This window comes from Undibacterium sp. RuTC16W (assembly GCF_049339445.1).
Classification (GTDB): Bacteria; Pseudomonadota; Gammaproteobacteria; order Burkholderiales; family Burkholderiaceae_D; genus Undibacterium.
This window is the reverse complement of record NZ_JBMPPE010000005.1, coordinates 329,484-343,142: the sequence shown is the minus strand read 5'-3', so window position 1 is coordinate 343,142 and position 13,659 is coordinate 329,484. Positions and strand designations below refer to the sequence as shown.

The window sequence follows — 13,659 nt, the reverse complement described above, 5'->3', positions numbered from 1 at the left end:
TAAGTAGTGTTTAAAAAGAGGTGAGTCAGGCAGCGGTAGCCAGTGGTGTAATGATCTCGACTTGCTGCCCCGCATGATTGGACGGCAGGTAATCTCCTTGTCCAAACAATTGCTGTCGCAGAGTGCCCGTGCTGTACTGCGTTTTATAGCGCCCGCGTTGCTGTAGCTCGGGCACCACGAGATTGACAACGTCACGCATGGTTTCATGTGCGATCGCAAAAGCAAGGTTGAAGCCATCTATCCCGGTGTCGTCCACCCAGCTCTCGAGCTGATCTGCGATCTCTGCGGGACAACCCACAAATACCGGCCCGCGGCCGCCCAGAGCGATGAAACTTGCCGCTTCCCTGACTGTCCATTGTTTGTCCGGATCTGCTGCACTGAACGAGGCCAGTGCGCTGCGACCGGCTTCTGACTCGATGTAATCGATCGTCGCATCCAGCGGAAACGCAGAAAAATCCACGCCCGTCCATCCGGATAGCAAGGTGAGCGAGGCATCAATATCGAGATAGCGCAGATAGTCCTGATATTTTTCCTGCGCTTGTTTTGTGGTGTCTGCCGTGATGATCAGCGCTTGCGCATAAATCAAAATCTGTTCTGGCTGACGACCTGCGTTGACAACCGCAGCGCGGATGTCATCAACGTAGCGTTTGACGATTTTTTTGCTTGGTCCGCTGACAAACGTACATTCCGCATGACGTGCGGCAAATGCCGTGCCGCGTGCCGATGTACCTGCTTGAAATAATAGTGGCGTTCTTTGTGGTGAGGGTTCTGATAAATGGATGCCAGGCACTTTGAAATAGCGGCCTTCATGCCTGATAGGATGCACATGGGCAGGGTCGGTATAGATGCCGCGTACTTTATCTTTGACGACGGCCTGCTTGCCCCAACTTTTTTCCCAAAGTTTGTACAGTACATCCAGATATTCATCGGCAAGGTCATAGCGTTCGTCATGACTGAGTTGCTGCTGCAAGCCCAGATTGCGTGCCGCACTATCGAGATAGCCGGTCACGATATTCCAGCCTATGCGCCCCTTGGTCAAATGATCAAGCGTCGAGATGCGACGGGCAAACGTATAGGGATGTTCATACGTAAGGGCGCAAGTCACGCCAAAGCCCAGATGTCTGGTCACGTTTGCCATTAAGGGGACCAATGCAAGAGGATCGTTGAGCGGCACTTGAACCGCATGGCGCAGGGCGGCGTCTGCATTGCCCTCATAAACATCGTAGACGCCTAGCACATCGGCCAGAAACACGGCATCGAATAAGCCGTATTCCAGCAATCGTGCCAGTTCCGTCCAGTGTTCGGCACTCGTGTATTGATCGCTGTGATCGCGCGGGTGACGCCACAAGCCTGGCGACTGATGCCCGACCGTATTCATCTGGAACGCATTAAAGCGGATGAGTTTGCTCATGATGATGATTATTTCGCAGCGACTTCGAGCGCTTGTTGATAATCTGGTTTAGCAAAACCGGCAAAGTGCTTATTGGTCACCGCTAAAAATTCGCGTGAACGATAGGCTGCTTCGAGATCTTTGACCCAAGGCTTGGTTTTATCTTCAGTTCGTATTGCCACCAGATTTTGGTAATTGGTCGAAATTTTTTCGCGTGCCAGAGCGTCGTTCAATTTCAGACCTGAGGCCAGCGCGAAATTGCCATTCACAAAGGAGTAATCCGTATCCTGGAGTGAGCGCGGCAATTGCGCAGCCTCTAGCGGGACGAGTTTAATTTTTTTAATATTGTCTGCGACGTCTTTTTCGGATGCGCGAATCGGATCAATATTCGCTTTCAGCTTGATCCAGCCTAACTGATCCAGCAAAACCAGCGCACGGGCTTGATTGGTCGGATCGTTAGGCAGCGCAACCGTGCTACCTTCTTTGACCTCGGTTAAGGAGCTGTGTTTTTTACTGTAAATCGCGATAGGCGCAGTCGGCACCTTGATGAGTTCGCTTAACGCGAGTTTATTTTCATTTGCAAACTTTGTGAGGTAAATGATGTGTTGAAATGCATTCGCATCGAGCGAGCCTTCTGCCAGCGCGAAATTCGGTTGAATATAGTCATTGAATTCAACAACTTTGACTTTATAGCCCTGTTTTTCGAGAATAGGTTTAATCCCGAGTTTGACCTGATCCGCATAAGGGCCGGCGCTGGTGCCGATCACCAGTTCTTTGGGATCTTTGGCGAGACTGATGGTCGCGGCTGTCAGTGAGAGTGCAGTAATGAGACTAAAAATGAGGCGACGGTGTAACATAAAATTTCCTTGTAAAAATGATGGTGTCTTGAGATGGAGTGCGCCAATGGCTGGTCAGTGAGTAGCAAACGAGTGACCAATCATTGATGCAAATTAAGGAGTTTTTTAACGCTTATCCAAACGTTTTGCGACATGGTTGCCGGTGAACTGAATAAGCTGGACCAGTAAAATCAGAACGGCAACGGTGAAGAACATGATGTCTGTCTGGAAGCGGTAATAGCCATAACGAATCGCCAGATCTCCGATGCCACCGCCACCCACAACGCCAGCGACGGCGGAGTAGGACAAGAAGCTGATGGCTAATACGGTCAGTGCCAGCATCAGGCCAGATCGTGCCTCGACCAGTAATACACGGAACACGATTTGCAATTCGCTCGCGCCCATCGCATGTGCGGCTTCGATGACGCCACGTGGAATTTCTTTGCAGCTTTGCTCTACCAGACGGGCGAAGTAGGGGATAGCGGCGAAAGAGAGAGGGACTGCGGCAGCGAGTGGCCCGATCGATGTGCCAACAATCCAGCGTGTAAAGGGTACCAGTGCGACCAGCAAGATAATGAAGGGAAACGAGCGCACGGTATTCACCAGCCAGCTCAGCACGAGTGAGATGGGACGGTGTTGCAATGACTGCCCATCTGCCACTAAAAAAAGAACAATACCTAATGGACCGCCGATCAATATGGCGGCCGATAATCCTATCGCCAGCATGGTAAGCGTCTGTGCGATAGCAGTGCCAAGTTCAGGCAACAGCGACATCAGATTCTCAAACATGGGCAAGATCTTTCCAATGTTCTGCGTGATTTTCTTCGTTGCCGTAATACGCAAGCTCTCTGCCCAGAGCCGTTTTGCGCACCAGACTGGTATCAGCGAGGGCAAAGACTTCGGCGACTTTGCCGTCTTCGATGACGGCAGCTTTATTGCAGATAGTGCTGAGCACAGACAGTTCGTGACTGACGATCACAATGGTGACTCCAAGTTCTTGATTGATTTCGCGTAGTGTTTCTAGCACCTCGCGCGTGGTTTCTGCATCCAGTGCCGAGGTAGGCTCATCGCAGAGTAAAACATGCGGACGACTGGCTAAGGCACGGGCAATCGCGACGCGCTGCTTTTGCCCGCCGGATAATTGCGCCGGATAGCTGCTGGTTTTATTACTGAGTCCAACAATTTTCAGGCAATCTGTGACGCGATCAGCAATCTCTTTTTTATTCAATAGGCCATGGATTTTTAATGGGAAAGCGACGTTCTCGAAGACGGTTGCGTTTTGTAGTAAATTGAATTGCTGGAAGATCATGCCGATGTTCTGACGTGCCTCACGTAACTGTTTTTTATTCAACGCAGTCAACTCTCTTTGCGCAACCGTGATGCTGCCCTCATCGGGGCGCTCTAATAAATTGATCAGACGCAGCAAGGTAGATTTGCCTGCGCCGCTTTTACCTATCAGACCAAAAATATCGCCTTCTGCAATGTCTAGGTTGACGTTTTGTAGCGCATGAAAAGTTTCGCCGCCCGGCAATGCATATGTCTTCGTTGCGGATCGTATTTGTATGATGGGTTTGCTCATGTCTATATTCGTTCTCTTAAGAATATGGCGTTGGTTCAGGCAGTCGTCCATCGAGCACATAGCGACCAAGATCACGCAATTTGTAGTCGATAGGATCATGCAGGGTATGCACGCGCGCATTACGCCAGAAGCGGTCGTAGCCGTACCGGGATGAGGTGGAGCGCGCCCCAGTTAGTTCAAACATTTGCGAACTGACTTCAATACCAGCCTGATGCGCAAGATATTTGGCTTCTGCGATAGCTATCGCGAGCTCTCCCCGATCATTGGCTGTGACTAATACGCCTTTATCGAACACCTGATCGAGAGTCGTTGCGGCCTGATCCGCTAGCGCAATTGCCGGACGCAGCAGCATCCATAGCTGACCATAACGATGTTGAATAAACGGATCCTCCGCCGAGGCATTGACGCCTGAGGCAAACCAGGCTTTTGCCTGATCGTTGGTGTAGTTGCGCGCAGCATCGAATGCGCCCAGACCGATACCAAGGTAGAGATTCACCATGACTAATTGTGCGATTTGTGATCGTAGCGTTGCCTGTGGTGTCGGGGTTTGTGCAGGGCGTTGTAGTACCCATTCGTCTGGCAAAAACACGTGAGCGAAATGAACATTGCCGCTGTCGGTTTGTTTCTGCCCAAAGGCATCCCAGTCTGCCTGCACGGTAATACCCGGCTGGTTTGTCGGGATGGCCGCGACGAGCGCGCTTTGTGTCGTCTCATCCCAGGCTGAGATCGTGAGCCAGTCTGAACCGACTGATCCCGAGGAGAAGCTTTTTACTCCATTGAGAATGTAGCCACCTTTGGCAGGGGACGCGATGGTGCGCTTGTCTAGTGGATTGAGTGCATTCCCCCAAAAAAATTCTTGTTCTGCCGATGCGGTGAGGAGGCGGCGTTGTTGCTGTGCGTTGCCATAGAGCTGAATGCCGGCGAGCTGCAAATGATGGAAGCCAAAAATATGTGCGAGTGCGCTGTCGGCTTTGGCAAGGATGCGAATCACTTGATATACCGTCGACCAGTCGGCACCCTGGCCACCAAATTCCTTGGGGATTGAGAGAGTTAGCAGGCCGGATTCTCTGATCCATTCGCGCTCTTTAGCGGCATGCCCGCCGATCTGATCGCGTTCTGCTGCGGTCGTGGCGAGTCGTTCTGCCAGATGCCGGGCGATGACGATGGCTTCATCCGATCTTGCATGTAAATCCGCTGATGCCAGTGTAGAGAACGATGCAAAAGCTGGTGTTGAAGATTGCGCCGGGTGTGGCAATCGATTGAGTACTTGAGTCATGGTCAGACCTGAAAAAAACGAATGTGAAGCGAGTATTACATTGCGTTTTTATTCCGTACACGAAGATATTTAGATGTGTTTATGCGTATTTTTCCTATGAAGAAAAATAAGTTTGCATATAACTTTTGAGCGCAGGAAGTGCTGTGATAGGCACGAGGAGATGGGCGCGAAGGGGGTATATTTTGAGAATGGCTGATACTACAAGGCTTGAACAGCTATCTTGAACGACAAAATTGATCGATAAAACTGGAGCGTCAATCGCCTCTGATAAACAGTTCGAACATAGATTTTATTTATATTTTTTAAAATTTTTAATCATTCCTCTGAATGGCAGCGGCAAAATAAAAAAGACGCCGCAGCGTCTTTTTTATTGAAACAAACCGTTAATTGGCGTCGAGTAGTTGGAGTCAACTCATCAGCGTCGATTATTGGATTATTGGATTTTTGCTTTTTTCAACAGTGACTGTTGATAAGTCTGAACTTTTTGCTGTTGCAGGTTGTTCACGATCTGTGGTTTTACTTCTTCCATCGATGGGAATTTAGAAGTACGTACATCGTCAAGCTTGATGATGTGGAAGCCGAATTCTGTTTTGACAGGTGTTTCAGTGAACTGACCTTTTTGCAATGCGACCAGAGCTTGTGAGAATGGCGCTACGTAGCTTGCTGGTGACGCCCAATCCAGATCGCCACCTTTGGCTGCTGAGCCAGGGTCTTTGGATTGTTTTGCCAGTTCATCAAATTTCGCGCCAGCTTTCAATTTCAGGATGATTGCTTTTGCTTCGTCTTCTTTTTCCACCAGGATATGGTAGGCGTGATATTCCTTGTCGCCAGCCTGGGATTTTGCTTTGTCGTATTCAGCTTTGATGTCAGCATCAGTAACCGGATTCTTTTTAACGAAATCGATCATCAGTGCACGGATCAGTATCGATTGGCGCGCTACTTCCAGTTGTGTTTTGACATCCGGGTTTGCCGCTACGGCAGCTTTGTCCGCTTCTTGCAGCAGGACTTCGCGGTTGATCAATTCTTGTTTTACCATCGCGCGCAGTTCTGGAGAATCTTTTTGGCCTTGTTCTGCCAATTGTTTGACCATAGCGTCAACGCGGCTGGACGGGATAGCTTTACCGTTAACTACGGCGAGATTTTGAGCCATTGCAGGCAAGGCAGTTGCGAGAAGTACTACCAGCAAATGAGCAGGTTTAAAGGTCATTATCTGTTCCTAAAATAACAAAGTAAGTAAAAACAAAGTGGTTAGGTCGGTATCTCTGACGGAGCCAGCGCAACAATTACAAGTGCATGAATTTCCGTGTGCATCATATCGCCAACGGCATCATACACTAGTCGATGTCGAGATATACGATTTAGCCCCTCAAATTGGTAACAAACTATTTTTACACTGAAATGACCGGCACCGGAGGCCGCACCCGCATGGCCGTGGTGCGCGGCAGAGTCGTCTTGTAACTGACAGCTGAGGGGCTGCAAAGTTTCTTGTAACCTAGCCTCAATACGGTTCAGGCGGTCGCTCATGTCGGCTCTTCCATGTATTTTGCCAAAAACAGGCTTTGAACGACAATAAATACCGGTAAGGCGCCAACGGAATAAAGTTTGAAATTGACCCAGGTCGTCGTCGGGTAAGAGAAGGCAACATATAAATTGAGGATGCCCATCAAGCTGAAATATGCGATCCATGCGAGGCTCAATTTAAACCAGACATCCTCGGGTAGCGTAATTTGCGTTCCCATTGTTGCTTTAAGTAAATTGGTTTTAAATAAAAATTGCCCCAGTAAAAACGCAATGGCATAGCACCAGTAAATGACAGTCGGCTTCCATTTAATAAAAGTTTCGCTATGAAAATAGATCGTTGCACTGCCGAAGCCAACGATGACGATGAAAGAGATCCATAGCAATGCATCAATTTTGATACGGCGGATGACAAGGTAGCTAAATTGCAGGGCGGAGCCGATGATGGCGATCGCCGTGGCCATTAATATGGGTGCCAGATCTGCTACCGGTTTGCCTCCGGAGATGAATCCGGACAGATATTGATCTACCAGGCTCTGTGCGATCTCCGGATTACGCTCTCCGAGCTTGAAGCTAATGAAGAACAGGAGTACCGGAAAAATATCAAACAAAAATTTCATAGCAACTTTTCAAAACAAGGATTTAACGAACCTGATTATGCTTTAGGCTCAAATCGCAGAGACGCGGAATTGATGCAATAACGCAATCCTGTTGGCGGCGGGCCGTCGGGAAACACATGACCTAGATGGGCGTCGCAGATATTACACAATATCTCGGTGCGCGTCATGCCGTGTGTGCGATCCACTTTTTCCAGCACGTTGGCGGGATTGAGTGCTTTGAAATAACTTGGCCAGCCACAGCCGGAATCAAATTTGGCATCGGATTCGAATAAAGGCGTGTTACAGCACACGCAGGTATAAATGCCTGCTTCGTGGTGATCCCAGAATTTGCCGGTGAACGCCCGTTCTGTCGCTGCGTGGCGGGTAACTTCATATTCCATGCCGGTGAGCATGGAGCGCCATTCTTTATCGGTTTTGGTGACTTTTGACATGGTGTTTCCTTTATTAGGATGAGCAACTGACTTCTAATTCGCGCGCCCAGTCGGGTGGAAGGGCGGCATAGTCATCATGCCCGGCTTGTTCATCAAAGGGGTTTTCTAAAATCTGTAATAAGGTCGCGACTTCGGAGTAGTCTTTTTTTTGCGCTTTTTCAATCGCAATCTGAGCGAGGTAATTGCGCAGTATATATTTAGGATTGACCTTTTGCATGGCATGTTGACGAGTCTGGTCGTCACTTTGTTCTTCCTGTAAACGCTGGCGATATTGTTCCAGCCACAGATCCAGAGCCGAACGGTCAAGGAAACCATCCCGGAGTTGCTCATCCACAGCGGATTTGTCGATGTTGATGTAGCTGAGATGCCGGAAACTATGCGTGAAATCAGCGCCGTTTTCCTGCATCAGATCGAAAAACTGATCGAATAGCTTGCCGTCAGCACTGGTGTGCCCAGGGAGAGGAGTTAGGCCAAACTTCAGGTGCAGTAAGTGATCTAGTGCTTCTTGATACGCTGGCTGATAGGCGGATAGAGCCGCTTGTGTGTCGTCCACGGTGCCGATTAATGGCAAAAGTGCCTGCGCCAGCGCATGGCAATTCCAGTGGCCGATTTTCGGTTGCATGCGGTAGGAGTAGCGACCCTGCGTATCGGTGTGGTTGCAAATGTGATTCGCATTAAATGCTTCCATAAAGCCGAACGGGCCGTAGTCAAGTGTCAAGCCCAGTATCGACATATTGTCCGTATTCATTACTCCATGCATGAAGCCAACAGCCTGCCATTGCGCCATGAGTTTTGCCGTGCGCTGTGTGACTTCTTGCAATAGCGCTTGGTATGGATTGTCTTGTTTGAGTAGTGCGGGGTAGTAATTGTTGAGTACCAAATCTGCCAGTGTTTGCAGATGCTCCGGCTGATTATTGTAGTACCAGTGCTCGAACGATCCGAAGCGAATAAAGCTGGGCGCCAGGCGGGTAACGACCGCCGCTGTTTCAGGCGTTTCGCGCATCACATACTGATCGGAACCTGTGACACTCAACGCGCGGGAAGTCGGTATGCCTAGGCCAGCCATGGCTTCTGAGCATAAAAATTCTCGAATGGATGAACGTAAGACAGCGCGGCCGTCGCCCATGCGGGAGTAGGGCGTCATACCCGCGCCTTTGAGTTGAATTTCTATCCTGCCGTTTGCCGAATCGGCTATATTTTTTGCCGCAATATCCCCCAGCAAGATCGCTCGTCCGTCACCTAGCTGACCAGCCCAGACACCAAACTGATGTCCCGAATACACGGCGGACAAGGGTTTGCTGCCGTCGATTATTTGATTGCCAGTGAACAGTTCTGTGAATAGTCCGTCGTCAAACACGGTAGACGACAAGCCAATCATGTCCGCTACTTTCGTGCTTGTGCCGACCAGATAAGGTTCAGGTAGTGGGGTTGGTTGTAATTCAGTGAAAAAAGCAGCCGGTAGCCGGGCGAATTGATTGGTAAGGCTGACCTCAGTCAGTTCTATTGCGGACTTTGTTGCGGTCATATTAGTGTGATCGGACATTGCTAAATCGCCGTGTGTGGGCGGATACATGAAAAGTGCTGCCATTTTGACAGACTAAGACGAACTTCGTTAAATTCGCACAGATTGGTACCCTTTTGCCTGGAATGTAAGCCGGTAACAGTATGTGTTTATATATACTCCATTGGAGTATATTTTCAATGCCCTCATCAAGTATGCGGGGTAAGGCATATTTTACTAATTATATGGGGGAGTATATTTTTTGTGGGGATTTGACGCTATAAGAGGATGATTTCTGACTCTTGTGATTTTCATCAGCACAAGAGTCAGGATCATTGTGATACTAGTGGTAGAGGTTGTAGCAGTTGTAGCAGTTGTAGCAGTTGAAGAAAGTGCCAGAACTTACGCGCTGAGTCTTTCTGTAACTTTGCAGCCATCAAGTAAGAAGGACAGACTGGTTACCAGAACCAGTTCGCCTTCGGCAGAGCGGGCGGTGCCAGTAATGCCGGGCGTAGAAATGCAGGTCAGTGGTTTGATCACAAGATCAGCAGTGCCGTCAACAGAATCGACTGACAGGATATAAGGACTGGGTGCAGCAATAACAATCCCCACCCGTTCTGAACTCTTTTCATAGCCCAGAATTTGCCCCAAGGAGCGCACCGGTAATGGTCTTCCCAAATCGCGTAACACCGGATGGCCGCCAACACTTTCAAAGGTCTCTGGCAACTCAACGACCCGCTGCACTGTCGCCATTGGTAATGCCAGGGACGCGCCGTCGGTGCGTACCAGCATCGTAGGTACGATCGACAGCTCAATAGGCAAACGAATCAGGAACGTGGTACCTGTACCGAGATTCGACGAAATACGGATGGCGCCGCGATGACGTTCTACGGCCGTTTTGACCACATCCATGCCGACGCCACGACCGGACACGCTGGAGGCAACTTCCTTGGTAGAGAAGCCCGGCAGGAAGACAAGCTGGAAGGCTTCGTCATCAGTCCGTGCATCATGTGCATTGATCAGGCCTTTGGAAATAGCCTTGTCGCGCAGGCGCTGTGCGTCCATGCCCTTGCCGTCATCGGTCACTTCAATCATGACGCTGCTTGCTTCTTGCCAGGCTTTCAGGGAGATCGTGGCGCGCGGTGATTTCTTCGTTGCTGTACGCTCTTCGGCCGTTTCTATACCGTGATCAAGCGCATTACGCAGCATGTGAACTAAAGGATCGTAAAGACTATCAACGACGACACGATCCACTTCCGTTTCTGCACCGGAAATATTCAGATCGACATCTTTACCAAGGTCACGTGCGAGTTCACGAATCAGGCGCGGAAATTTTTGGAATAGTCGTCCCACCGGTTGCATGCGGGTGGCCAGTGTGGCGCGCTGCAATTCGGTGGAGTAACGTGAGGCGCGGGTCAGCGTTTCTGTGAGTGCCGACATCAGTGGCGCTGCCTGGCCGTCAAATTTGAATTGGGATAATTTTTCTAGTAAAACGGCAGCTTGATTTGCCGCTTGCACAGATTCGCCCGCGACCTCCAGTAGAACATCCAGCTTCACTGCATCAATACGGATACTCTCTTCTTTGGCAGGAGCGTTTTGTTTGACTGTTTCTGCTGTAGCGAGTGAGGTTTTGACCGCCTCGTGTTCCTCACTGATCTTGGTCGGTTCCGCTACTATCGGCTCTGGTAGAGTGCCCGGCGGTGTGATTGCGCGGAAATACGCCTCCCAGTTGACGCCGTCACTACCTGGCTCTTTGCTTGCGACTGCTGTCTGCGCAACTTCGGCTACTTTTTCTGGTGCGGCTGGCGCAGCATTAGATTTTTTTCGGGAGGTGATCTTGCCCTCAATGGCATCGGTCAATACCTGTTCCAGTGATTTGGGCATGGTAGATAGCTGATCCGGATGCGTGCCGTTGGACAGGGCCGTTAACTGATCCGCCACAAACCCGCTGGCTTCTAGTGCGGCCTCAATTGCAATCGGTGTTACCGGTGCCTGGCCGGTCCTGAGCGCATCGAACAGGTTTTCTGTTAAATGGCATGCCGAGACCATGGCAGTCAGGTTCATAAATCCGGCGCCACCCTTGATCGTATGGAACGACCGGAACACCGCGTTCAAGGTGTTCATGTCGCCCGGATTCCGCTCCAGCGTCAGCAGATGCTCTTCTACGTTTGTCGCCAAGTCCAAGGCTTCGACAACAAATTCTTTCAGCATGTCATCCATTAGAAGCCCAGACTATCAAGTAGGTTGTCTACGTCGTCCTGTTCTAGTGCAGCATTTGGAACGGAAGGACCCTCCATCAATTCGATGGCTTTTTCTTTCAATTCGGTAGGTGCATTGTCAATGAGAATTTGTGCGAGTTCCCGTTCAACTGCCTGGGTAATAATCAGCACTTTTTTGATGAGCTGGCCAGTCAGATCCTGGAAATCCTGTGCCATCATGATATCTAGCAGACGAGCTTTTTCTGCGTCTGTGGAGGCGACCACGGTGTGCGTGAATTGTTTTGAATCTGTTGCGAGTGTTTTGAAATCGTCGACACTCATCGTGCCGGCAAATACGTTACTCCAGCGGCTGTCCAGATCCTTTGCACTTTTTGCTAAGGCATCTTGCTCTGGCATGCCAGCATCGGTCGCATTTAGTACTTTGTTAGCTGCTTGTTCGGTCAGAGAGGCGACGTATTCAAGTCGTCCTTGTGCATCTGAAATTTGTGAGGCAACGTCTGATAATGAACGGTCGTAGCCAAGTTCCCGCATCGAATCGTGCATCATGCGGACAAGTCCGCCTAAACGATCAAACATGGGTCTGTTGGAGTCGCCTTCTGAACTGTTATGTAAATTTAATTTGGCCGGTGGCGGTATTTCTTGTGGCGGGGCAACTGGCTCAGTGACAACTACTGCGGGCGGAACCGCTGCCTCGACACGCTGATTGGCCATCTCTTCGAATAATGCGTCCAAATCATCTGCTGAATCGGTCATAGTTCTCTATTCTCCATAATCGCTGTGATAATTTTGTGAATTTGCCCACAAACATCATGGTATTTCATACAGATTAATCTTACTAGATTGTCTCGTACTTGTGATCCTGTAATTTCACTTCATGGTAACAGGACTTGCATATTCTTAGAATAACCCCGAGAAACAAAATTTGTCATCTATTAATTTAAGACTTTGTCAGTTGATGCAGAGTTGTCACGCCAGTTACAACACTCCTTGCGCTAATTGAGTGAGCCTGAGTGTAAATTTTTCGGGAGTCTCGATTTCATACAGGCCAAGTTGACGGGTTTTTCGCGCGAGTTTTAAAAGTGCTTTATCTTTTGTGACGAGTACGTCGACCTTTGTATCTCTTGCAATCTCCAGAAATTTCTGGTCATCCTTGTCGCTGCAGACAGGTAGCTTGGTGGTCAGCTGTTCTGATGGCGTTTGCAAGTCGATCAGGCGATCAAATTCTTGAATGATATTTTCTTTTAGGTCCATTTGAACCGGCAAATGAGGATAGTTAAGAACGGCCAGCCATTCTTGCCGGCAGTCATCACGAGTGATGGCTTGAATACTTCCATCATTAAGTCCGTTCATGAGCAGAATCCAGCGCTGATCACGAAATACAAATAAATCCAGGCATACATTGGTGTCAAGTACCACACGCTTAGGTATCATGGGGCTATCATCTTTCTCGAAATTATTATGCTAATTGTATTATCGCCTGCGAAGAGTCTAAATTACGAAACACCTGCAAAAACAAAAATAGCGAGCCATCCCGAACTAATGGACGACGCAGCCAAGTTGATCAAGGTTGCAAAAACCTTGAAGGCAGATCAGTTATCGGCGCTGATGGATATTTCTCCCAGTCTTGCCGAATTGAATGTGGAACGGTTTCACACTTGGTCGCGTACACCAAAGAATGACAAGGTCAAACAGGCAGTGCTGGCATTTAATGGTGATGTATATGAGGGTCTGCAAGCGCCTTTGCTGACAGTAGCACAGTCTAATTATCTGCAAGATCATGTGCGAATTTTGTCGGGCTTATATGGTGTATTACGGCCTTACGACCTGATGCAGGCATATCGTCTGGAAATGGGAACCCGCTTGCAAACGGCTCAGGGAAATACCTTGTACTCATTTTGGGGAGATAAAGTCACAGAGATTTTGAGTCAATTATTGGCGCAGCAAAAAAATAAAATACTGGTCAATCTGGCTTCTGAAGAATATTTCAAAGTAGTGAAACCGAAGTTATTGCCCGGATCTGTGATCACGCCGATTTTTAAAGACCATAAAAACGGTCAATACAAAATCATTTCTTTTTACGCGAAACGCGCCCGTGGCCTGATGGCGCGCTATTGCGCACTGCATAAAATCAACAATCCCGAGAAATTAAAAGAATTTGATCTTGAGGGGTACGCTTATTATCCGGAAGAGTCAGATCAGCAGCGCTGGATTTTTCGTCGCAGGTTAGCGGCTTAAATGTGTCGTTGTCTTGTCGTGGTGTAAAAAAAGCCTCTGTATCAGAGGCTTTTA

The 13,659-nt window shown here is 49.1% G+C and carries 14 protein-coding genes; 1 reads left to right on the top strand and 13 read right to left on the bottom strand.

The features are described from left to right. Window positions 1-25 precede the first annotated feature (25 nt). The 13 genes from ACO0K4_RS12305 to ACO0K4_RS12245 form a co-directional block, all read right to left on the bottom strand. Window positions 26-1,411 carry an LLM class flavin-dependent oxidoreductase gene (locus tag ACO0K4_RS12305; RefSeq protein ID WP_422956918.1) on the bottom strand — a complete coding sequence of 462 codons (1,386 nt, stop codon included), beginning with the start codon at window positions 1,409-1,411 and terminating at the stop codon, window positions 26-28. Window positions 1,412-1,419: 8 nt separating this feature from the next. Further along, window positions 1,420-2,247, bottom strand: a complete 828-nt coding sequence (locus ACO0K4_RS12300) for a MetQ/NlpA family ABC transporter substrate-binding protein (RefSeq protein ID WP_422956917.1) — start codon at window positions 2,245-2,247, stop codon at window positions 1,420-1,422. A 105-nt stretch (window positions 2,248-2,352) separates the two neighbouring features. Next, window positions 2,353-3,015, bottom strand: coding sequence for a methionine ABC transporter permease (locus tag ACO0K4_RS12295; protein WP_422956916.1), 663 nt, complete (start codon window positions 3,013-3,015; stop codon window positions 2,353-2,355). Then, window positions 3,008-3,805 carry a methionine ABC transporter ATP-binding protein gene (locus ACO0K4_RS12290; protein ID WP_422956915.1) on the bottom strand — a complete coding sequence of 266 codons (798 nt, stop codon included), beginning with the start codon at window positions 3,803-3,805 and terminating at the stop codon, window positions 3,008-3,010. The genes ACO0K4_RS12295 and ACO0K4_RS12290 overlap by 8 nt, the downstream gene beginning before the upstream one ends. Window positions 3,806-3,821: 16 nt before the next feature. Continuing rightward, window positions 3,822-5,081 (bottom strand): acyl-CoA dehydrogenase family protein, encoded by a 1,260-nt coding sequence (locus tag ACO0K4_RS12285; RefSeq protein WP_422956914.1) that lies wholly within the window; start codon window positions 5,079-5,081, stop codon window positions 3,822-3,824. A gap of 433 nt (window positions 5,082-5,514) precedes the next feature. Then, the gene (locus tag ACO0K4_RS12280) at window positions 5,515-6,288 is read right to left on the bottom strand and encodes a peptidylprolyl isomerase (protein WP_422956913.1); all 774 of its coding nucleotides are present in this window, start codon (window positions 6,286-6,288) and stop codon (window positions 5,515-5,517) included. Window positions 6,289-6,329: 41 nt separating this feature from the next. Next, window positions 6,330-6,605, bottom strand: a complete 276-nt coding sequence (locus ACO0K4_RS12275; protein ID WP_422956912.1) for a BolA family protein — start codon at window positions 6,603-6,605, stop codon at window positions 6,330-6,332. Next, complete coding sequence (locus tag ACO0K4_RS12270) at window positions 6,602-7,219, bottom strand: septation protein A (RefSeq protein ID WP_422956911.1); 618 nt, start codon at window positions 7,217-7,219, stop codon at window positions 6,602-6,604. Before ACO0K4_RS12270 ends, ACO0K4_RS12275 begins: the two co-directional genes overlap by 4 nt. A 35-nt stretch (window positions 7,220-7,254) precedes the next feature. Further along, the gene (gene msrB, locus ACO0K4_RS12265) at window positions 7,255-7,650 is read right to left on the bottom strand and encodes a peptide-methionine (R)-S-oxide reductase MsrB (protein ID WP_422956910.1); all 396 of its coding nucleotides are present in this window, start codon (window positions 7,648-7,650) and stop codon (window positions 7,255-7,257) included. A gap of 13 nt (window positions 7,651-7,663) precedes the next feature. Beyond that, window positions 7,664-9,193, bottom strand: coding sequence for a protein adenylyltransferase SelO (locus tag ACO0K4_RS12260; RefSeq protein ID WP_422956909.1), 1,530 nt, complete (start codon window positions 9,191-9,193; stop codon window positions 7,664-7,666). A gap of 360 nt (window positions 9,194-9,553) precedes the next feature. Then, window positions 9,554-11,371 carry a chemotaxis protein CheA gene (locus ACO0K4_RS12255; RefSeq protein WP_422956908.1) on the bottom strand — a complete coding sequence of 606 codons (1,818 nt, stop codon included), beginning with the start codon at window positions 11,369-11,371 and terminating at the stop codon, window positions 9,554-9,556. Further along, the gene (locus tag ACO0K4_RS12250) at window positions 11,371-12,123 is read right to left on the bottom strand and encodes a protein phosphatase CheZ (RefSeq protein ID WP_422956907.1); all 753 of its coding nucleotides are present in this window, start codon (window positions 12,121-12,123) and stop codon (window positions 11,371-11,373) included. Before ACO0K4_RS12250 ends, ACO0K4_RS12255 begins: the two co-directional genes overlap by 1 nt. Before the next feature lie 222 nt (window positions 12,124-12,345). Then, a complete protein-coding gene (locus ACO0K4_RS12245; RefSeq protein WP_422956906.1) occupies window positions 12,346-12,801 on the bottom strand; it encodes a putative toxin-antitoxin system toxin component, PIN family in 456 nt (151 codons plus the stop codon). Window positions 12,802-12,828: 27 nt separating this feature from the next. On the opposite strand from ACO0K4_RS12245, the gene yaaA reads away from it, so the two are divergent. Beyond that, window positions 12,829-13,605, top strand: coding sequence for a peroxide stress protein YaaA (yaaA, locus tag ACO0K4_RS12240; protein WP_422956905.1), 777 nt, complete (start codon window positions 12,829-12,831; stop codon window positions 13,603-13,605). Window positions 13,606-13,659 lie beyond the last annotated feature (54 nt).